Genomic DNA, 19,503 nt, shown 5'->3' with positions numbered 1-19,503 from the left:
ATTTAAAATAATGAATCGGGCATAGTTACAGAAATTGGAAACAGTTTACGAAGTAATTAAAAAGCAACGTCCCATTTTTGCGAAAGAAGGAACACAAACTGTAAGGTACGAAGTAACCGATAATTTCCTGCGCTTTTGGTTCAGATATATTGAGCGGAACAGGTCACTGATTGAGATTGGAAACTTTGAAGGACTGTCTAAAATCATGCTCGATGATTATCCCACTTATTCGGGAAAGACATTGGAACTGTACTTTAAACAAAAGATGCAGGAGAGTTTTTCTTATCGCGCAATAGGCTCGTGGTGGGAACCAAAAGGGAATCAGAATGAGATTGATATTGTGGGAGTATATTTGGATGATAAGAGTGCAGTTGCTGTTGAAGTAAAACAGCAGAAAAAGAACTTCAAACCTCAATTGTTTGAAGAGAAAGTCAAAATCCTAAAAACAAAGGAACTGAATAAACATACAGTAGAAAGTCTTTGCTGGGATTTGGCAGATATGTAATAGAAGTAAAGATAATTGAGATATGGATGATTAGTATTTCGTTTCTAAGATGCACTATTTTTATTGCATAACGGTGTCTATCAATATGCTGTTAGTTTTTAGTTCGGCTAATAATATTTCATCAAATACAGGCACCCTGAATTACTGTTCTATCCAATCAAAGTCAGTATAGCTAAAAAGCCCTTTCTCCCCGATTTTTATTTCAGGAATAACAACCAATGAAAGGAAAGAGAGTGTCATAAATGGTGCATCAAGCTTACACCCAAGTTGTTTAACCCGGGTATCAAGTTCATGGTAAATATCGGCAACTTCCTTTCCGGGCAGGTCACTCATGATTCCACCAACCGGCAAGGGTAGTAGTCCTGTTTTTCCGTCACAACATACAGAAAGTCCTCCTTTGCTCTCAATGACCGCATTGATGGCGCCGGCCAACTCTATATCTGAATTGCCGACAGCGATAATATTATGCGAATCATGTGCGATGGTACTGGCGAAAGCGCCTTTCTGAAGGTGAAATCCCTTGCAAAAAGCTACCTGGGGAGTCCCGTTATTATATCGATTGACATACACGATCTTGGCAATATCTTCACTTGTATCCCCTTCAAGGTTCTCTACAGGGAATTTGGGTGAATATGTGGAAACAGTGGTCAGTAGTTCACCTTCGACAAGAGATATCACTTTAATCTGTCCGGACACCGCTTTGCGTAATGAAGACACTGCTATTTTATCGCGATTAAAATTATTAATAGCGATAGGAAGCAGAGACGGGGAAGCGGTTCTCATCCGTTCCACTCCATCAATATAAACCTGTTCCACGTTAAACGTCTCCAGGCTATCCACCACAATAAAGTCAGCTTTATCCCCCATCCTCAATTGCCCGACATCGAGATGATAATGATGAATAGGGTTGATGGATGCTATTCTGAGCACGTCAAACAGATCGAATCCGTTTGCCACGGAACGGGCCACGAGTTTTTTTATGTGGCCCGCCGTCTGTAGTTCATATGCATGGGAGTCGTCGGTACAGAACATTACTACATCCGGATTGGAACGAATAAGTGATTTCAATGCTTCATAGTTACGGGCAGCGCTTCCCTCGCGGATAAGTATTTTCAACCCCAATGCCATCTTCTCCTCCGCTTCCGCAAGAGACACACATTCGTGGTCGGTAGAGATATGATGACTTACATAAGTGGCAAGAGCGCTTCCCGATAACAGGGGAGCATGTCCGTCAATAGGCAACCGGTATTTTTCAGCCACAGCAAGTTTGGCCATTACCTCTTTATTTTCGGATAATACGCCCGGTATATCCATCATCTCGGAGAGTCCCACAAATTGCCCGGAAGCCGCCAGTTTTGCTATATCACCGGAGGCTATGACACCGCCGGAACAGTCAAAAGGAGTGGCCGGCACACAAGACGGAATGGTGAAGAAGGTCTTCAATGGAGATTTCCTGCCGTTTTCAATCATAAAATCAACACCACCAACCCCCATTACGTTGGCTATTTCATGCGGATCGGTAACCACCGCGACCGTCCCCTCCCGAATAACCACATTACCAAAGTTTTCGGGCGTAAGCATCGAACTCTCAATGTGCACATGAGCGTCTATAAAACCGGGCATAATATAGCTCTTTCGCTCAACAGGGTGTCTGTTTATAGCGGTAATAAAGCCATTTTCCACCTCGACAGACCCTTCAAATATCTCTCTTCCAACAACATCTACTATATGCCCTTCTATTCTATCAATCATATTTTCATAATTCAATTGATGCTTCTCACTTAAAATAAAGTTGATAATCAACGGATAAAAAGATGAAAAGTTACAAGTTTAGTGTTTTTTATGATATATCAGACACAAATGTACATATATTCTATAATTTTGCAGCTGAAAAAATGTCCGGCTACAGTGGCTAAAAACAGAACAAACATTCCAGACCCACACAATCGTATTACGACCGTAACGGTTCGTCCAAAATTTAAAGAATGGTTACCCTGTATTGGGATTGCCTTTGCAGCATTCGTTTTCAATACTTCCGAATTCGCCCCGATAGCCCTTTTGAGCGATATAGCAAAAGGTTTTTCCATCAGCGAAGCCAAAGCCGGACTATTGATTACCATCTATGCATGGGTGGTGGCACTGGCTTCTTTACCATTGATACTTATTTTTGCACGAGTAGAGCGTCGTAAATTAATGGCCGGCCTATTGATTTTATTTATTATAAGTCATTTGCTGTCATGGCAATCCTATAATTATACTTCATTATTTGTCTCACGTATTATGGTGGCTTGCACACATGCCATCTTCTGGTCGGTCGCTGCCCCAATGGCTGTGCAAATGGCACCGGAGGGCCACCGTTCAGCCGGATTGGGAATCATTGCTACAGGGAGCTCGTTGGCGACTATACTCGGACTGCCTCTCGGACGAACAGTGGGATTATATATGGGATGGAGGACAACTTTTTTATTTATTGGCATAGCTGCTTTCCTGGTATTGATATTCCTGATGTTTGTATTACCGGTCTTAAAAAGTGAGAACGCGGGATCTCTCAAAAGTTTACCCAAATTAATCAAACGCCCGGCACTGACAGGGATATATCTACTGACAGTTATTATGATCACTGCTCATTTTACCGGATACACCTATATAGAACCTTTTATGATCGATATAGCCGGACTTGATGAAAATGTAGCGACGATCGTACTGCTTATTTTCGGTGTTGCCGGAATCTTGGGAAGTTTTTTATTCTCCCGTTACAATGAGAAGCGATCGCCGTTTCTTATGGGCGCAAGCGTAATTTGTGTATCTATTTCGCTCTCTCTTATGTATCCATTGGGGATCAACATTTATACCATATTTGTATTATGCATATTCTGGGGCATATCATTCATGATCTTTAATCTGGTATTTCAGGATACCGTCATAAAAGTCGCTCCCGATGCAACGGCAGTGGCGATGTCTATTTATTCAGGGATATATAATGTAGGGATTGGCAGCGGCGCGCTTATTGGCGGGATTGCAAGCACACATGCAGGAACTCAGTACGTAGGTATGGCGGGATGTTTTATAGGTTTACTGGCCATATCTTTTTATTTCTTAGTGACAAGACGCCATCCCCGACTGTTCTTATGAGTCCGAAAAAGAAAAAGTGTTCGATTCACCCAGATTAAAACATCAGAAGCATTATCTTTGTGCAGGAAATGTTCAAATTCTCGTGCCACATTTTTGTGAAGTAAATAAGATAAAATCATTATGCAAAAGTTAATAGCATATCCCCTCTCCATTATTTATTACCTATTGTTTGGAGCTACGCTGGTAATTTTTCACGTGGTTCAATGGATATGCTTCAACCTGTTCGGATATAACGCCCACAAAAAGAGTGTCGATGTGCTATGTTTCTTCCTTGTATTGAACACTTATGTGCTGGGCACAAAATATAAGATCAGAGGACTGGAAAAACTTCCCCCAGATACACCCCTGATTGTTGCCTCCAATCATCAGAGTTGGTATGACATCACGACTATCGGGTGGTATATGCGAAAAATTCATCCTAAATATGTCAGTAAGATCGAGTTGGGAAAAGGGATTCCCAGCATATCATACAATTTAAGGCATGGCGGATCTGTATTGATCGACAGGAAGGATGGAAAACAGGCTTTATCCGCCATCCGGCAATTGGCAGAGTATATAGAAATACACAAACGTTCGGCAGTCATATTCCCTGAAGGGACACGAAGCAATACCGGCAAACCACGGCGCTTTGCCGAGAACGGATTGAAAATCCTCTGCAAATACGCACCTTCCGCCTATGTTGTTCCTGTCACGATCAACAATTCGTGGAAAATGACAAGATGGGGTTCTTTCCCTTTAGGCATAGGCACTAAAATCGAGTTTACCATTCATGATCCTATCCCCGTAAAAGATACACCTTTCCCTACCCTTTTTGAAAAGACTGAACAGGTAATAATCCAGTCTATAAATTGATGGGAAATGACTGAGATTGTCGATTATTTCCCATTTGAAATAATTGTTGATATCATCCATAACTGTTCGTTCTCGAACCATCTCTTCTTCTAATTCCCTGTCTTTTATAATAACCGGTTCTCTATTCACAATTACCACAAACATCAATATATTATATTTTAATGTATAAAACAGCTATTAATATTTAATATATTGATTTTATTTGTACCTTTGTAAAAAACATGAATGTTATGTGGACAGAAATGAGTGATCCCGCTATCATTGAAGAGTTGTCGAAGCGGTTCAGGGAATTACGGTTAAAGAAGAACATGCAGCAGAAAGAGCTTTCTGAATATTCAGGTGTAGCTATAGGAACTATCCGGAGATTCGAAAACGGTGAAACCATTTCAACAGAAAGTTTGATAAAGGTCATGCGGGGGCTTGGCATACTGGAAAATCTGGAACAGTTAATACCCGAAGAACCCATAAGTCCTATCCTTATGAAAAAATTGCAAAGCAAGAAAAGAATGCGTGCGAGTTCATCAAAGAAATAAAGCGAATTAAAAGTTTTCAATAGAACAATTTACAATGGATGACTTAATTGTTGATGTAAATATCTGGGGGAATAATGTGGGTGCTCTTATATGGGATCACAACAACGAAGCTGCATCGTTTCAATATGACGATAAGTTTTTGCGTTCCGGGCTTGATGTTTCTCCTGTCATGATGCCATTGCGTAATTCGGCAGGGATGGTTTACCAATTCCAGCAAAACCGAAACAATTGTTTTAAGGGATTGCCGGGGTTGATTGCTGATTCTCTTCCCGATGCTTTCGGTAGCCAGATTATCTATGAGTGGTTTGCATCACGAGGATTGTCTGATGAACAAATCACCCCATTAGACTATTTATGTTATGTGGGTAAACGGGCGATGGGGGCTTTAGAATTTCAACCTTCAAAGGAAATACCGGGATTGGATCAGTCTACACGGATTTACATTGACGAACTCACGGCATTGGCTGAGGAAGTATTCAAAAACCGGCTGGAATTTCAGAGCAGGTTACAAAATCAGGATCAAAAAATACTTGACATACTGAAGGTTGGGACATCTGCCGGTGGAGCCAAACCGAAAGCGATTATCGCCTATAACGAATCGACCAATGAAGTGCGGTCGGGTCAAGTTCTCGCTCCGGAAGGTTTTACTTATTGGCTTCTGAAATTTGACGGTGGAGTTTATGAAGAACATTTCCAAATCACCGATAATCCGAAAGGAATCGGTAATATAGAGTATGCTTATTATCTAATGGCCAAAGCAGTAGGAATAAATATGATGGAGTGCCGGTTGTTGAAAGAAGGCGATAGTAATCATTTTATGACAAAACGCTTTGACCGTACCGATTCCGGCGAGAAGTTGCATATTCAAACTTTAGCGGGAATAGCTCATTATGACCGGGATCAACGACATGCTTACGAACAGGCTTTCCGGTTAATGCGACAAATGCAGCTACCATATATCCAACAGGAAGAGTTTTACCGTCGGATGGTATTCAATGTGGTAGCCCGTAACCATGACGACCATACGAAAAACCATTCATTTATTATGGATCGCTCGGGCCAATGGCGGCTGGCTCCGGCTTATGACTTGTGCTATTCCTTCAACCCGCAAGGACGTTGGACGAATCGGCATCAAATGTCTGTCAACGGCAAGCAAGACGGATTTACATTCGAAGACCTGAAAACAGTAGCCGACCGAATGGGCATAAAACATGGAAAAGAAATCATCGAAAAAGTGGTCGATACGGTTTCTGCATGGGAACAGTTTGCCCAGGAAGCCGGAGTAACGGCAAATCAGGTAAAGGAAATAAAATCAAATTTGCTATTACTTCGACCATAATTATGTTCCATTACTGGTGGATCCGGTTTAATCCTTGATTTTTAGACGCCATTTATGGACAAGAATCTAATTCGGTGTTACACATTAGGGATATCCCCAATAAGGCGAATCCCAAAAGTTTTTGTTCAACTTTTGGGATTCAGTTCAAAATAAATCAGAGACAGCCTCTCTTCTATTTATCAATTATATCGTTTTAATATCCGGGGTTTTGAATAAGTCTGGGGTTTACTTTCAGACAACGGATAATACCATCATATCGTCAACCCTCGGCAACAAGTTCTAATTTTGACACACCATCATTTAACGAATGGAGCTTTAAGCAGATAATCAACACATTCTTTTACTCCTTCAAATTGTGTTCCTGAGGGGAGCCTTTCCAACTCAACAAAATAGTCTTGAATACCGTTTTCGTAAGCCTGGGTAAATATCTTCTCGAAATTCATCATACCTGATTGTCCCAGCACGGCTTTATCTTTGATATGCAGCAAGCGGATACGGTCAGGATATTTCTGCATATATTCAACCGGATCGTTTTGTCCCATTACAGCCCAATAAACATCCAGTTGGAATATGACCAGTTCAGGATCGGTTTGCCTGAGGAACCCGTCATAGATTACTTCAGCGCCCTCAGGCATATCCCTGCCAAAAGCCCGGCGGCCAAAAACCATTTCCTTTCCTCCCGGAATTACACGGGCAAATTCCATATCATGGTTGTGATAACCGAAAATCAGTCCATTTCCTTTTGCAATCCTTCCCGCTTCATTGAAAACTTCACAAACAAGTGAGACCTCCTCTGTGCTGCGGGTAGAAGGTTGTCCGGTTTGGACAATAGAACGGAATGGTTTACTTGATGAAATGAAAAAAGTTTTATCAATAAAATGCGACTTTATAGTATTGCATTGAATATTGTATAACTTTGTATAATGGCGAAAGAATACGTTATAGCAGAAGTTCTTCCTGATTCAGCCCTGTCAAAATCGTTTTATATAAGGCATTTCGAATCAATGGAAGAGGCAGGGATAGGATGGCCCCATAGTCATTCATTTTTCTCCTTTGTTTGGTGCAGTGGGTATACCTCTTTTGCAGATGTCGCCACAACAGAGAGCGACAACAGCCTAAAAAAGAATATTTTACAAATATTACAGCACATTTCAATATGAGATCCGGAACATCCGGAATAATTTTAGTTCACTCTCAATAAATATACATATCAGTCATGATCCAAAATACACAAATAGACCAAAGGCTTCAGGCACTGGCAGAGAACGATTACAAGATATTCAATGAGAAACTGATCCCGACCAGTTATGAAATACAGGGCATCCGCATGCCAGCATTAAAGAAACTGGCAAAGGAACTCTGCAAAGAGCCGGAGATCGGCGACTACCTGAAAAATGCGGAATTCACCACCTATGAACATGTCCTCCTCTACGGATTGGTATTGGGTAACTTACACAAACTCTCATTGGAGACGGTTTTCGGATATGCAGATCCCTTAATCCTGCGATTTGATAATTGGGCGCATGTCGATACGCTCACCTCTGCCTTCAGGATTTTCAAAAAATATCCCGAGGAAGTATTCGACCATTTCCTGCCACTGAAAAACGACGAAGGGGAATTCACCAAGCGTTTTTTCGTGATCCTGCTGATGTGCCACTATATGGAAGAGGAATATATAGACATGACATTACAACACCTGTCGGAAGTACCGCAAGGACAGTATTACGTGGATATGGCTATTGCCTGGGCACTCAGCGTGGGACTTGTCAAATTTTACGACAAGACCCTGCCTTATCTCCAGCAAAAGACCTTCTCTACGTTCGTGCATAATAAAGCTATCCAGAAAGCTCGTGAAAGCTATCGGATATCCGCCGAAACCAAAGAGTTACTGAATAAAATGAAGATAAAAAGATAACACCTATTTGTTTTTCTCATCGGGTATACTGAATTTTTCATCGGCAAAAAGCGCTGCCAAACCCGAAATCTGTTTAAAGCGAAGTAACTCGTCTTTATCCATTCCGATATTTTTCATGATCCATGCATCACTCATTCCTGCTTTCTTGAGTTCCGTCACTATATTGGTCATCAACTCAATACTATGGGTGCCACGGGCACGGTTGTGCCTGATCGTCGAAGCCATACGATTTGAGAGGTCTTTGTCTATCACTGTTACCGGCAGACATCCCTTTTCCCGCTCATAAATGCGTTTCGATGTTTTCATCACCAGATACCTGTGAAACCCGTCTACCAGTTCATACTTGTCCTCTTCAGGAAGGTAATAACATACGCAAGGCATGGTATAACCATCCTCCCAGATCGACAATTCGAGAAGTTCCATTTCCGGCGGGGCGACAACGTTGGGATTGTATGCATTTGCCTCTATTTTTTCTAGCGGCACAGCCCTTACCGCATACACCGGACTGGCATATTCCTTTTCGTCTTTCATGTACTATAAATACCTTGATAAAAATCCATTACTTTATTACGGAGTGCAAGCTCCTTTTTTGTCATGGCAAATCCCATGTATTTACACAGATGGTCGTTCCTGAGGATACATATACACATCCGCTTGAAGGTGGGAAGATATTTGAATCCGGGCACATCGAGATCATCCTGATACTCCATCCTGACCGGACACTTCTCCGTCTTATAATTGGTATGGTCCACCACCTCTATGTCGATCCCCATCTCCTGCAGTTGTTGTATCGACTTTTCCGGAAGACAGCCACCCCGTTTACGCCAGAAATTGATACTCACCGAGAGCTTCCGCAAATAGTTCTGACGAATTTCTTCCGGCAAAGTGGACAAAAGGAAGTGCATATAACTCTCCCATGTATGCCCTGCCGGCAGAGTGATCTTTTTCTGTGCCACCACGCTTGTGTGGCCATAGAGGGATGTGAAATTGATGCCGTTCACACGGCATATCATTTTCCCCCACATATCGGGGTCGATAGCCCGGTAAAGATGCAGGCTTTCCTGTGCCGCCAAAAGGAAAGGACTGGCTACACGTTGTTTTTCCAGCGGAACGCCCGCCTGATAATAGAGATCGTACAGCCGGTTGTAGTCCCAATCGAAACGGCCGTTAGCCGTCCACACATCCGTCGTCAGCCAGTCATGTATCACATAGGCATTGTAAATATCTTTCGACAACTGTTTTGTCCACTTCAGGTTACGAAACATATGATGTTTCCTTTTGCCATGGATCGTTCTCCACCGATGCGAACTTTCCTGGGTGCGTATTCCGACCAGGCAGCAGGTTTTCTTTGCATTCTTCTGCAAATGATACCATTGGGCAAAAAGAATATAGAATTCGGAATCCCATATACCGGGATGGTAGAACGGGAAATCTTCTTTCCGATAGCTTCCGGCGGGCATATCCCTTACCCAGAAATTTTTGCAATCTTCATCCCATGGACGCCAGTAAGCCTGATGCATCGATGTACAAGTAGTCACTTTGAAAGGTACACATACGCGGTATACTTCCAGAATATCGGCATTTGCCTCCAGCGCCCTGTCGACATACGCTATCGTCTCGCTGTACTGTATTTCATAGTCCATAAAAAACACACCGATCTTTCTGTCCGGATTGTTCTCCCTTATATATTGTATACAAAGGTTCAACATCACACCGCTGTCCTTACCGCCGGAAAAAGAGACATAGATATTATCGAATTCATTGAATAATAACTTTATCCGCAGCATGGCCAGTTCATACACGTTCTTTTTCATTCCTTGAATACCTTCATTTTTATTTTCCAATTAAGAACAATCGCAAACCCATTTTTTTCAAATTCGGGGATATGCCGCAGTTGCGTAACCGACTCAATCTCAAATTCAGACGAAAGCACCTTGACAATTTCTTTCAGCAAAGCAGAAAAAACGGTACTATCATCATCCGCCACATAATAATTATTTATTTTGGCCTTGCCCTCTTCCAGTTTGACAGGGATAAAACCAAGGGTAACACCATTCTCCACGGCCACGAACTATACATAATCGGACGATGTCTTATAGGGATAGTTCAGATTGTAACCGATCACCTCCTCATCCATTACAAGGTGTACCACCAAAGAATAAAGCTGCTTGTCTTTCCCTTTTAATTGAACAATATCCATATTAAATATGATTGCTGTATACAAATTTACTAAAAATCAGCAAATAGTATTTTCCACTGCAATTGTTTCGAAGATGAAAAAATATATATGCCGGGAGAAACTTAAACAAGAACAATAAAAATTACATTTTGATTGAACAGACATTATATTGACTAAGGCAAAAACAGGTAATCAACAACGGATAGTTTATAATCGTAATCCAATCAAATCCAGAGGATGGCTCAATATGGCTTCAGCCCCGGCAGAGACCAGTTCCTCTTTTGTCCTGAACCCCCAAAGCACCCCTACTCCATGCATTTCCGCATTTTGGGCTGTCTGCATATCTATCCCGGTATCTCCCAGATAAACGATGTTTTCAGGGCGTACCCCGAAATGTTCGCTTATTTCCAACGCACATGCAGGATTTGGTTTTTTGAGATCTTCTGTCGTCATTCCGACTACGATATCGAAGTAACCGGGCATCAACGTCTGCACGATCTTTTTGGTGAATTTATCCGCTTTGTTCGAAAAAACAGCGAGTTTCAATTCACGCGATTTCAGTTCATCCAGCAATGGTATGATTCCGTCGTAGGGTTTTGTCTTTTCAGTACAATGATCATTATATACTTCCAGCATCCGGTTATAACACGCTACGACTGTTTTTTCGTCTTGTGCGGTCTCAGGCAGTGATACACGGGTAAGATTCAAGAGCCCCCTCCCTACAAAAGTTTTATATGCAGCCAATGAATGCACGGGAAAATGGTTCTCGGACAATACCCTGTTCATCGACTCAGCGATATCTTCGATAGAATCCACCAATGTACCGTCAAGATCAAAAATTACAGCTTCAAAATTCATTTTCATCAGTTATCAGTGAGTATAATTGTTCCGTTTTGTTTTATTTTTTTTGCAGCCTCCCATCCGACGATGGCCGTTTTCCGGGCAAATCCCCAAGGGTAACCGCCCAATTCTTTAAAACATTTTTTGCAGCGCTATCCTGTCTTTGATAAGGATATCCCTCCGATCCACTTCAATAATACCTTCCGCAGCCATCTCCATCATCACTTTTACCAATGCGGGACGTGAAACACTGAAAAGGCGGGCAATCTCCTCCTTGGAGGCTTTCAACCGGAATGATGGTTCACCGGCCGACTCTTTCAGCAGATAATAGGCCAGCTTTGCACGGATGGTACGCAATGAGACAAGCCTCAATTTTTCAGAAAGGGACGAGACCCTGTTGGAAATATAGGATAGAAAAGCCAGCATAAACGATTCATACTTCCTCATCAGGAAATAGACATTCTCTTTGGGAATGACTACTGCCGTGCAAGGCATTTTACATATTGCGGAGACGGGCGACCGGTTATTGGTAGCAAACAGGAAACCCGTAGCCAACGGATTGGGTGCGCTGATATGCGCCACCTTCATGAAATCGCCCTTTTCATCAGCCATCTCCGTCACGATCTCTCCCCTGATCAGGATATAGAGCGACTCATAAAGGGTCCCTTGAGTAACGATCACATCGCCTTTCTGATAGTTTTTTACAGAAAAGCGTACGTCCCGCATAAAATCTTCACGCTGATCTTCCGGCACAGAATTGCACAACGGGCATTGAAAGATCATTCCGGTATGATGGTTATCAAAGTGTCGTCCTTCCATATTGTATAAATAGTCTAATGTAATTGAACTATTTCGTTAAGCGAGAGCAGAGGTAAAACTTGTTTTATCTATGCCGAGTATAGAAATAGTCTAATGTAATTGAATCCCGAATATAGTTTATTTTTCCCAATTGTCATAATTATTACACTTTTTTGGGAATATTATCTCTTTCTTTGTTAGTGAATATCTTTAATAAGTGCGACCATGGGCAAACTTAGAAACTTCTGGAACGAAATTCGGCCGCGCGGAGGATGGAGATATCCGGCCTTCATCATTAGTGGTGCCTTCGTGGGTCTGTTTATCTATACCTTCTTCACGTCACGGGCATACAGCTATCTTTCCGATGACCCCGCCACCTGCGTGAACTGCCATATCATGGGTCCCTACTACGCCACCTGGATGCACAGTTCCCACGGACGAAACGCTACTTGCAACGATTGCCACGTACCGCAGGACAACAAGCTGAAAGGATACTATTTCAAGGCGGTCGACGGATTACGCCATTCAGCCATTTTCACAATACGTGGTGAGGACCAGGCTATCCAGGCCATCGAAGCAAGTTCTCAGGTAATCATGGATAACTGCATCCGTTGCCACACGCAACTCAATACCGAGTTTATAAAAACAGGGCGTATGGGTTTCAAGGACACCAAGGAAATGGGTGGGAGTACCTGCTGGGACTGCCACAGGGATGTTCCCCACACACGTAGCCGATCGCTCTCATCAACGCCCAATGCACGGGTACCGATGCCGAAAAGCAATGTCCCGGATTGGCTGCACAATATGATGAAGAAGGATTGACGATGTGTTGATTTATTGATGTGATGATGTGCCAATGTGAATAGTTAAAAGTGAAGAAGTCAAGAATAATGAATCTTGAATTTCTATAAAATTGGTAATTAGTAATTGATAATTGGTAATTTCATATAAGTATGAAGAGCAAAAACGATAACAAGATGAAACCGTGGGTAGGGTGGTTACTATTTTTCTCTACCCTGGGAGTGGTATTCCTGCTGGGAATGCTGGCGGCTTCCATCACACAGCGAAGAGCCGAGATAGCAAGCGTGATGAACAACAGAAAAGTAGAGATCACAGGCATTGAGTCGAGAAGTGAAATATTCGCGGTGAATTATCCGCGTCAATATGAAACCTGGGCTGAAACTGCCGATACCACTTTCCAAAGTGAGTTTAACGGAAGCAGTGCGGTGGATGTACTTGCAGAACGCCCTGAAATGGTGATCCTTTGGGCCGGTTATGCTTTCGCAAAAGACTACAGTACACCGAGAGGCCACAAGCATGCGGTCGCAGATGTACATCACACACTGCGCACCGGCGCACCCATGACACCCGACGAAGGACCGCAACCTGCTACCTGCTGGACTTGTAAAAGTCCCGATGTACCACGCCTGATGGACTCGGTGGGAATTGCCGAATTCTACAAAGAGAGTTGGGCACACTGGGGACACGAGGTGGTCAATCCTATAGGTTGTGCCGATTGCCATGATGCGGAAACCATGGATCTGAAAATCAGCCGCCCTGCACTGATAGAAGGTTTCGAGAACATGGGTATGGATATCAGGGAAGCCACCCATCAGGATATGCGCTCACTGGCTTGTGCACAATGCCATGTGGAATATTATTTCACGCCCGAAGGCAAATACCTGATCTTCCCCTGGCACAATGGCACCAGCATGGAAGGAGCAGAACAGTATTATGACAGTATAGGGTTCGCCGATTACACGCACGCGCTGAGTAAAGCCCCCATCATCAAGGCGCAACATCCCGATTACGAAATCTATAAGACAGGAATACACGCCCAGCGCGGCGTATCATGTGCCGATTGCCATATGCCCTATATTTCCGAGGGCGGCATAAAATACAGCGACCACCATGTAATCAGCCCCCTTGCCAATATCAGCAATACCTGCCAGGTGTGCCACAGGGAGTCGGAAGAAGATCTCAGGAATGCCGTCTATGAAAGGCAGCGTAGCGCAAACCAGATCCGGAACTTAGTGGAGGAGGAACTCTCAAAAGCACACTTGGAAGCCCAATTCGCATGGGAGAAAGGTGCTTCTGAAACACAAATGCATAATGCCCTTCAACTGATCCGTCAGGCGCAATGGCGCTGGGATTACGCAGTTGCTTCTCACGGCGGATCATTCCACTCCCCGGTGGAATTCCAGCGTATCCTCTCCATGGGGTTGGACCGTGCACACAAAGCCCGGTTCGAAATCTCCAAAGTACTGGCTGAACTCGGCTTCACGGGTAATGTACCCCTGCCTGACATCTCCACGAAAGAGAAGGCACAAGCCTATATAGGACTCGATATGGACAAGGAAAGAGCCAACAAGCAGAAATTCCAGGAGACTATCGTTCCCCAATGGCTTGAGACGGCAAGAGCAAACAACCGCCTGGTGAGTTTGAACTGAGGCTCTTTTGCAACTAAAGCAGAGGCCTATAGATGTTTTGTGGGGACCCATATCTCACGATGAGCATAAAAAGAGTAGTTAGCGAAGCAACTTCTACTCTTTTAGTTCACAAGAGATGAAATGGGTCACAAAATATCGTCAGTCAATTGATTTAGTTGCAATTAATACGACTTATAAAATATAATGAATAAAAATACTTCCCGTAAGATTTGGGAGCACCCATGGGGGTATGCGGAAGGTTTTATCGTGGCGGCAGGTGTCCTGTTATCAGGAATACTCCTGCAATTTGCCGCCGGAAATATCGAGACCGCCCTTTTTGCTTCCCCCGTTAACACTATTGTCGGAGCCCTGTTCGTTGCAGGGCTTCTCGCTGTTCATTTCCTGTCCGGGAAAAGCCGGGTGGTCAGATGGCTGTCAAGTGTATATGCCACCATCCCGGCATTAGTCATCCTACTCATACTTGCTATGATCTTGGGGGTAATCCCCCAATTTTCGTCTGCCACGGGGCAGGAGCAATTGCCTTCCCATCTTTTCACTTCTCTCGGTTGGCATCAGATGACGACTTCATGGCCGTTCGTATTACTCTGTTTTTACAATCTGAGCATCCTCGGGCTTACCACATTAAGGAGAACAACCCGGAAACATACCTGGCGTGAAATCGGCTTTTACCTGAACCATCTCGGACTGTTTATCGCCCTTTTAGGTGGAATATTGGGCAGTGCAGATATGGAACGGCTCACCATGACCATCCAGGAAGGACAGGTAGAATGGCGCGGGAACCTGAAAACGGGTGAAATAAAGGAACTGCCTTTAGCCATCCAGTTAGATACTTTTATGATAGAGGAGTATGAACCGAAACTGGTCATCATCGAAAACGGAACGGGAAAGATGTTGCCCGCCTCCCGCCCCGAAAGTTATATGTTTGAAGGGATAGGTAAAGCTACCCAATTGGCAGGTGTCACCCTCGAAATAACGGACTACCTGCCGCACGCGGCCATCTTCAGGGATTCCACTTTTATGAATGTGGTTCCTATGATGATGGAAGGAGCCACCACCGCCATCAAGGTAAAAGCGGACAAACCCGGCCTGGCACAGCCCATAGAGGGATGGGTCAGTAACGGCAGCTACCTCTTTCCCCACATCTTTTTACAAATCGATGAAGAAACAAGTGTGGCTATGCCGGTGCAGGAGGTAAAAAAATACAGTTCGCATGTGACCGCCTTTACCGAAAGCGGAATTACAAAAGAAGCGGTGATCGAAGTCAACAAACCGTTACAGGTTGAAGACTGGATGATCTATCAGTACAGTTACGACGACACGAAAGGTAAATATTCCGACACATCCGTCTTTGAACTGGTACGTGACCCCTGGTTGAAAGCGGTCTACACAGGCATTTTCATGCTTTTGGCCGGAGCGCTCTTCCTGTTTATTGCCGGACCTAAAAAAAGGACTATATGACAGGGAGGGGAGGAAAAAACAGAACGACTGTCTGAAATTAGTGATACAAATTATGACCTGGGATTCATTTACATATTTTGCAATAAGCGCCGTGGTGCTTTGGGGCAGCGGTGCGGCCCTTGCCTACGGAAGTAAGCGTAAGTTGTGGCCGGCATTGCTAACCACATTGGGCTTGATTGTATTCTCGATCTTCATCGCCGGATTGTGGATGTCGCTCGAACGTCCGCCCTTACGCACCATGGGTGAAACACGGCTCTGGTATTCCTTTTTCCTGCCCGTAGCCGGATTGCTCACCTATCTTCGGTGGAACTACAAATGGATACTCTCTTTCACCACTGTACTCTCCACGGTCTTTATCATTGTGAATATCGTAAAGCCCGATATCCATAACAAAGTACTTATGCCGGCGCTGCAAAGCCCCTGGTTCGCACCACACGTTATTATCTATATGTTCTCTTATGCCATCCTGGGCGCCGCAACACTGGTCGCCATCTACTATCTGGTCAGGGAAAAGAAGATCAACAACAAAGCTCACCTGATGGAAATGACCGACAGTCTGGTCTACGCCGGTATCGCCTGTATTACGCTGGGCATGCTGATAGGGGCCATCTGGGCGAAAATAGCCTGGGGGCATTACTGGAGCTGGGATCCGAAAGAGACTTGGGCAGCCGCCACCTGGATAGGATACCTGCTTTATATCCATTACCGTTTGAAGAAAAACTCGTCGGACAAAACTTCCATGATCTTACTGATCATCGCATTTATCCTGTTGCAGGTTTGCTGGTACGGTGTCAACTACCTCCCGTCAGCACAGCAAAGTATTCACACCTATTCATCATAGAACAGGCGGTTTAAAAACCTATTACAATACCCGTTTCCGTTGTTAAATCCTCGGGAAACGGGTATTTTTGTTGGAATATTTTATTTTCATTGTTCCTATAAGAGAATTTCCTTAAAAACAGCTATTTCATTTTCAAAATGGTTACTTTTGCAATGAATTTCTGTCATTCAATATGAAAGTGGAATTCAGGACTGTATCATTTGTGTATTTTTGATACAGAAATATCAACAAAACAATCATAAAGTTAATTTTTATCGAAAAATATAACTTTTTTATCGTTTTTATTTGGATTGTCAAACAAATTGATTATTTTTGCAGCAGATTGTTTACTCAAATATAAAATTACGGGCGTAAAAGCCTCCATTTATCAAATTTAGTTCTATTATGTCAACATTACGTTTTAAAGCAGTAGAAGAAGCATCGAAGAGAACGCCTATAGAAGTGACGCCCCCGACACAACTTCCTTCCGAGTATTACGGTAAATATGTATTCAACCGGACACAGATGTCCAAATATCTCTCCAAAGAGACAATGAACATCGTACTGGAAGCGATCGACCGGGGCACTACGTTACACCGGGGGATTGCCGATCACGTGGCGGCCGGCATGAAAATGTGGGCCATGGAGATGGGTGCCACCCATTACACGCACTGGTTCCAGCCGCTTACTGAAGGTACTGCCGAGAAACATGACTCTTTTATTGACTATATAAACGGCCCTGACGGAGGTATTATCGAGAGATTTTCCGGCAAACTGCTGGCACAACAGGAACCCGATGCGTCAAGTTTCCCCAGCGGCGGTATCCGCAATACTTTCGAGGCAAGGGGATATACCGCATGGGATCCTTCTTCGCCCGCTTTTATTATTGACGATACATTGTGTATCCCGACCGTTTTTATCTCCTATACAGGAGAAGCACTGGACTACAAGACTCCGTTGCTGAAATCGCTTTCGGCGGTCGACAAGGCAGCAGTGGAGGTCTGTAAACTGTTCCACCCGGATGTAAAAAAGGTCTACTCATACCTCGGATGGGAACAGGAGTATTTCCTGGTGGACCAGGCACTATATGCCGCCCGGCCCGACCTCAGCCTCACCGAGCGTACGCTCATGGGGCATGAGAGCGCCAAAAACCAGCAGTTGGAAGACCACTACTTCGGAGCGATCCCTCCGCGTGTAGCTGCTTTCATGCGTGAGGTGGAACTGGAGGCCTACAAGTACGGCATTCCGTTAAAGACCCGCCACAATGAGGTAGCACCCAACCAGTTCGAGCTGGCGCCTATCTATGGTGAAACCAATCTGGCAGTCGACCAGAACCTGCTGGTCATGACGCTGATGCACAGGATTGCCGCCAAACATCACTTTAAACTGCTGTTGCACGAAAAGCCGTTTGCCGGCGTAAACGGATCGGGTAAGCATAACAACTGGTCGCTGGGGACAGATACCGGTATCGGCCTTTTCACCCCCGGAAAGACTGCCAATGAGAACCTGCTGTTCGTCACTTTCCTGGTGAACACGCTGATGGCAGTATATAAACACAATGGCTTGCTGAAAGCCTCCATCATGTCGGCCAGCAATGCGCACCGACTGGGAGCCAACGAAGCGCCGCCCGCCATCATCTCCATCTTCCTCGGGACAGAGATTTCATCCGTGCTCGATAAACTGGAACAGAGTTCCGAAGATGACGACATCACCGTGGACGAACTTAAACAGATGAAATTAGGGATTGCCCACATACCCGAAGTGCTGATCGACAATACCGACAGGAACCGCACGTCACCGTTTGCCTTTACGGGCAACCGGTTCGAATACAGGGCTGTCGGCTCATTGGCCAACTGCTCATCGGCAATGACTGCGCTGAACGCAGTGATGGCTGCCCAGTTGATCGACTTCAAGAAAGAGATCGACGTGAAGATGAAAAAAGGAATGAAAAAAGAACAGGCTATCTTCGATACACTCCGCCTTTACATCAAGGAGTCGAAACCGATCCGTTTCAATGGTAACGGCTACAGCGAAGAATGGAAAGAAGAGGCCAAAAAGCGCGGACTCGACTGTGAGACCAGCGTTCCCGTGATCTTTGACAGATATACTTCAAAAGAATCAGTAGAGATGTTCGAAAGCATCGGTGTGTTGAATGAAAAAGAGCTCCATGCACGCAACGAGGTGAAATGGGAGACTTACACAAAAAAGATACAGATAGAAGCACGTGTGTTGGGTGACCTCTGCATGAACCATATCATCCCAGTCGCCACCGAATACCAGTCGATGCTGCTCGACAATATTTATAAAATGCATGCCGTCTTCGACAAGGAGAAAGCCAATAGGCTGTCGAAAGAAGATGCGGCGCTTATCGAAGCGATCGCAGACCATATTTCGGCGATAAAAACGAATGTAGACGATATGGTGGAAGCCCGGAAAGCGGCCAATAAACTGGAGGATGCCCGCGAGAAAGCCGTAGCTTACCACGACAAGGTGGAAGTCTATTTCAATGTGATCCGCTATCATGTAGACAAACTGGAACTGATCGTGGATAATCAGATGTGGACACTGCCGAAATATAGAGAACTGTTATTCATAAGTTAAGCCTCACAACTTCAAATGTAATTTTCACATTTATTTGAATAGCAGGTAAGTGATTATCTGCTATTTTTTTGGCTCAAAACT

The 19,503-nt window shown here is 44.1% G+C and carries 18 protein-coding genes and 1 pseudogene; 11 read left to right on the top strand and 8 right to left on the bottom strand.

From position 1 onward, the window contains the following. Positions 1-34 precede the first annotated feature (34 nt). Positions 35-505 carry a DUF234 domain-containing protein gene (locus U2P89_RS08040; protein ID WP_076931436.1) on the top strand — a complete coding sequence of 157 codons (471 nt, stop codon included), beginning with the start codon at positions 35-37 and terminating at the stop codon, positions 503-505. Between the two features lie 141 nt (positions 506-646). Here the strand turns inward: U2P89_RS08040 and ade are convergent, their stop codons facing one another. After that, positions 647-2,257 carry an adenine deaminase gene (ade, locus tag U2P89_RS08035; RefSeq protein ID WP_322191155.1) on the bottom strand — a complete coding sequence of 537 codons (1,611 nt, stop codon included), beginning with the start codon at positions 2,255-2,257 and terminating at the stop codon, positions 647-649. Between the two features lie 156 nt (positions 2,258-2,413). Between ade and U2P89_RS08030 the strand changes: the two genes are divergently transcribed. The 4 genes from U2P89_RS08030 to U2P89_RS08015 all read left to right on the top strand — a co-directional run bounded on the left by U2P89_RS08030 (position 2,414) and on the right by U2P89_RS08015 (position 6,361). Next, positions 2,414-3,637, top strand: a complete 1,224-nt coding sequence (locus U2P89_RS08030; protein WP_322191154.1) for a sugar transporter — start codon at positions 2,414-2,416, stop codon at positions 3,635-3,637. Between the two features lie 120 nt (positions 3,638-3,757). Then, positions 3,758-4,489 (top strand): lysophospholipid acyltransferase family protein, encoded by a 732-nt coding sequence (locus U2P89_RS08025; protein ID WP_322191153.1) that lies wholly within the window; start codon positions 3,758-3,760, stop codon positions 4,487-4,489. Between the two features lie 230 nt (positions 4,490-4,719). Next, a complete protein-coding gene (locus U2P89_RS08020) occupies positions 4,720-5,022 on the top strand; it encodes a helix-turn-helix domain-containing protein (RefSeq protein ID WP_076932284.1) in 303 nt (100 codons plus the stop codon). A 34-nt stretch (positions 5,023-5,056) separates the two neighbouring features. Then, positions 5,057-6,361 carry a type II toxin-antitoxin system HipA family toxin gene (locus U2P89_RS08015; protein ID WP_076931438.1) on the top strand — a complete coding sequence of 435 codons (1,305 nt, stop codon included), beginning with the start codon at positions 5,057-5,059 and terminating at the stop codon, positions 6,359-6,361. Positions 6,362-6,657: 296 nt separating this feature from the next. Here U2P89_RS08015 and U2P89_RS08010 read toward each other — a convergent pair. Further along, positions 6,658-6,975: pseudogene (locus U2P89_RS08010) on the bottom strand (sugar phosphate isomerase/epimerase family protein); the annotation flags it as partial. A gap of 602 nt (positions 6,976-7,577) precedes the next feature. Between U2P89_RS08010 and U2P89_RS08005 the strand changes: the two are divergent. Continuing rightward, positions 7,578-8,276, top strand: coding sequence for a DNA alkylation repair protein (locus U2P89_RS08005; protein ID WP_091908958.1), 699 nt, complete (start codon positions 7,578-7,580; stop codon positions 8,274-8,276). 3 nt (positions 8,277-8,279) lie between these two features. On the opposite strand, the gene U2P89_RS08000 is transcribed toward U2P89_RS08005, so the two are convergent. The 6 genes from U2P89_RS08000 to U2P89_RS07975 form a co-directional block, all read right to left on the bottom strand. Further along, positions 8,280-8,807: an IbrB-like domain-containing protein gene (locus U2P89_RS08000; protein ID WP_091908956.1), complete on the bottom strand. Its 528-nt coding sequence runs from the start codon at positions 8,805-8,807 to the stop codon at positions 8,280-8,282. After that, the gene (locus U2P89_RS07995) at positions 8,804-10,090 is read right to left on the bottom strand and encodes a DUF3440 domain-containing protein (RefSeq protein ID WP_322191152.1); all 1,287 of its coding nucleotides are present in this window, start codon (positions 10,088-10,090) and stop codon (positions 8,804-8,806) included. Before U2P89_RS07995 ends, U2P89_RS08000 begins: the two co-directional genes overlap by 4 nt. After that, a complete protein-coding gene (locus tag U2P89_RS07990) occupies positions 10,087-10,344 on the bottom strand; it encodes a hypothetical protein (protein WP_322191151.1) in 258 nt (85 codons plus the stop codon). Before U2P89_RS07990 ends, U2P89_RS07995 begins: the two co-directional genes overlap by 4 nt. 3 nt (positions 10,345-10,347) lie before the next feature. Then, positions 10,348-10,476, bottom strand: coding sequence for a hypothetical protein (locus tag U2P89_RS07985; RefSeq protein ID WP_322191150.1), 129 nt, complete (start codon positions 10,474-10,476; stop codon positions 10,348-10,350). 186 nt (positions 10,477-10,662) lie between these two features. Continuing rightward, the gene (locus tag U2P89_RS07980) at positions 10,663-11,319 is read right to left on the bottom strand and encodes an HAD family hydrolase (RefSeq protein WP_322191149.1); all 657 of its coding nucleotides are present in this window, start codon (positions 11,317-11,319) and stop codon (positions 10,663-10,665) included. A gap of 108 nt (positions 11,320-11,427) precedes the next feature. Beyond that, on the bottom strand, positions 11,428-12,114 hold the full coding sequence (locus U2P89_RS07975) for a Crp/Fnr family transcriptional regulator (RefSeq protein ID WP_019538852.1): 687 nt from the start codon (positions 12,112-12,114) through the stop codon (positions 11,428-11,430). Between the two features lie 204 nt (positions 12,115-12,318). On the opposite strand from U2P89_RS07975, the gene nrfH reads away from it, so the two are divergent. From nrfH to U2P89_RS07950, 5 genes are all read left to right on the top strand, one after another. Continuing rightward, a complete protein-coding gene (gene nrfH / locus U2P89_RS07970; protein ID WP_019538853.1) occupies positions 12,319-12,915 on the top strand; it encodes a cytochrome c nitrite reductase small subunit in 597 nt (198 codons plus the stop codon). 131 nt (positions 12,916-13,046) lie between these two features. Further along, positions 13,047-14,543, top strand: coding sequence for an ammonia-forming cytochrome c nitrite reductase (gene nrfA, locus U2P89_RS07965; protein WP_026327182.1), 1,497 nt, complete (start codon positions 13,047-13,049; stop codon positions 14,541-14,543). A gap of 183 nt (positions 14,544-14,726) precedes the next feature. Then, a complete protein-coding gene (locus U2P89_RS07960; RefSeq protein WP_322191148.1) occupies positions 14,727-16,001 on the top strand; it encodes a cytochrome c biogenesis protein ResB in 1,275 nt (424 codons plus the stop codon). 52 nt (positions 16,002-16,053) lie between these two features. Beyond that, positions 16,054-16,842, top strand: a complete 789-nt coding sequence (ccsA, locus tag U2P89_RS07955; protein WP_091908946.1) for a cytochrome c biogenesis protein CcsA — start codon at positions 16,054-16,056, stop codon at positions 16,840-16,842. A gap of 384 nt (positions 16,843-17,226) precedes the next feature. Beyond that, entirely contained in the window at positions 17,227-19,422 is a 2,196-nt protein-coding gene (locus U2P89_RS07950; RefSeq protein ID WP_322191147.1) for a glutamine synthetase III, read from the top strand. Positions 19,423-19,503: the final 81 nt, after the last annotated feature.

Source organism: Proteiniphilum sp. (assembly GCF_034331125.1).
Lineage (GTDB): Bacteria > Bacteroidota > Bacteroidia > Bacteroidales > Dysgonomonadaceae > Proteiniphilum > Proteiniphilum saccharofermentans.
Note: the sequence above shows the minus strand (reverse complement) of the source record. Positions and strands in the feature narration are given on the sequence as shown.

Bases quoted from the DNA above. Each gene is read 5' to 3' on its own strand.
- nrfA (WP_026327182.1), top strand. From the start codon at position 13,047: ATGAAGAGCAAAAACGATAACAAGATGAAACCGTGGGTAGGGTGGTTA.
- ccsA (WP_091908946.1), top strand. From the start codon at position 16,054: ATGACCTGGGATTCATTTACATATTTTGCAATAAGCGCCGTGGTGCTT.
- U2P89_RS07980 (WP_322191149.1), bottom strand. From the start codon at position 11,319: ATGAAAATGAATTTTGAAGCTGTAATTTTTGATCTTGACGGTACATTG.
- U2P89_RS08025 (WP_322191153.1), top strand. From the start codon at position 3,758: ATGCAAAAGTTAATAGCATATCCCCTCTCCATTATTTATTACCTATTG.
- U2P89_RS08020 (WP_076932284.1), top strand. From the start codon at position 4,720: ATGTGGACAGAAATGAGTGATCCCGCTATCATTGAAGAGTTGTCGAAG.
- U2P89_RS07960 (WP_322191148.1), top strand. From the start codon at position 14,727: ATGAATAAAAATACTTCCCGTAAGATTTGGGAGCACCCATGGGGGTAT.
- U2P89_RS07985 (WP_322191150.1), bottom strand. From the start codon at position 10,476: ATGGATATTGTTCAATTAAAAGGGAAAGACAAGCAGCTTTATTCTTTG.
- U2P89_RS08005 (WP_091908958.1), top strand. From the start codon at position 7,578: ATGATCCAAAATACACAAATAGACCAAAGGCTTCAGGCACTGGCAGAG.
- U2P89_RS07995 (WP_322191152.1), bottom strand. From the start codon at position 10,090: ATGAAAAAGAACGTGTATGAACTGGCCATGCTGCGGATAAAGTTATTA.
- nrfH (WP_019538853.1), top strand. From the start codon at position 12,319: ATGGGCAAACTTAGAAACTTCTGGAACGAAATTCGGCCGCGCGGAGGA.
- U2P89_RS08015 (WP_076931438.1), top strand. From the start codon at position 5,057: ATGGATGACTTAATTGTTGATGTAAATATCTGGGGGAATAATGTGGGT.
- ade (WP_322191155.1), bottom strand. From the start codon at position 2,257: ATGATTGATAGAATAGAAGGGCATATAGTAGATGTTGTTGGAAGAGAG.
- U2P89_RS07950 (WP_322191147.1), top strand. From the start codon at position 17,227: ATGTCAACATTACGTTTTAAAGCAGTAGAAGAAGCATCGAAGAGAACG.
- U2P89_RS07975 (WP_019538852.1), bottom strand. From the start codon at position 12,114: ATGGAAGGACGACACTTTGATAACCATCATACCGGAATGATCTTTCAA.
- U2P89_RS08000 (WP_091908956.1), bottom strand. From the start codon at position 8,807: ATGAAAGACGAAAAGGAATATGCCAGTCCGGTGTATGCGGTAAGGGCT.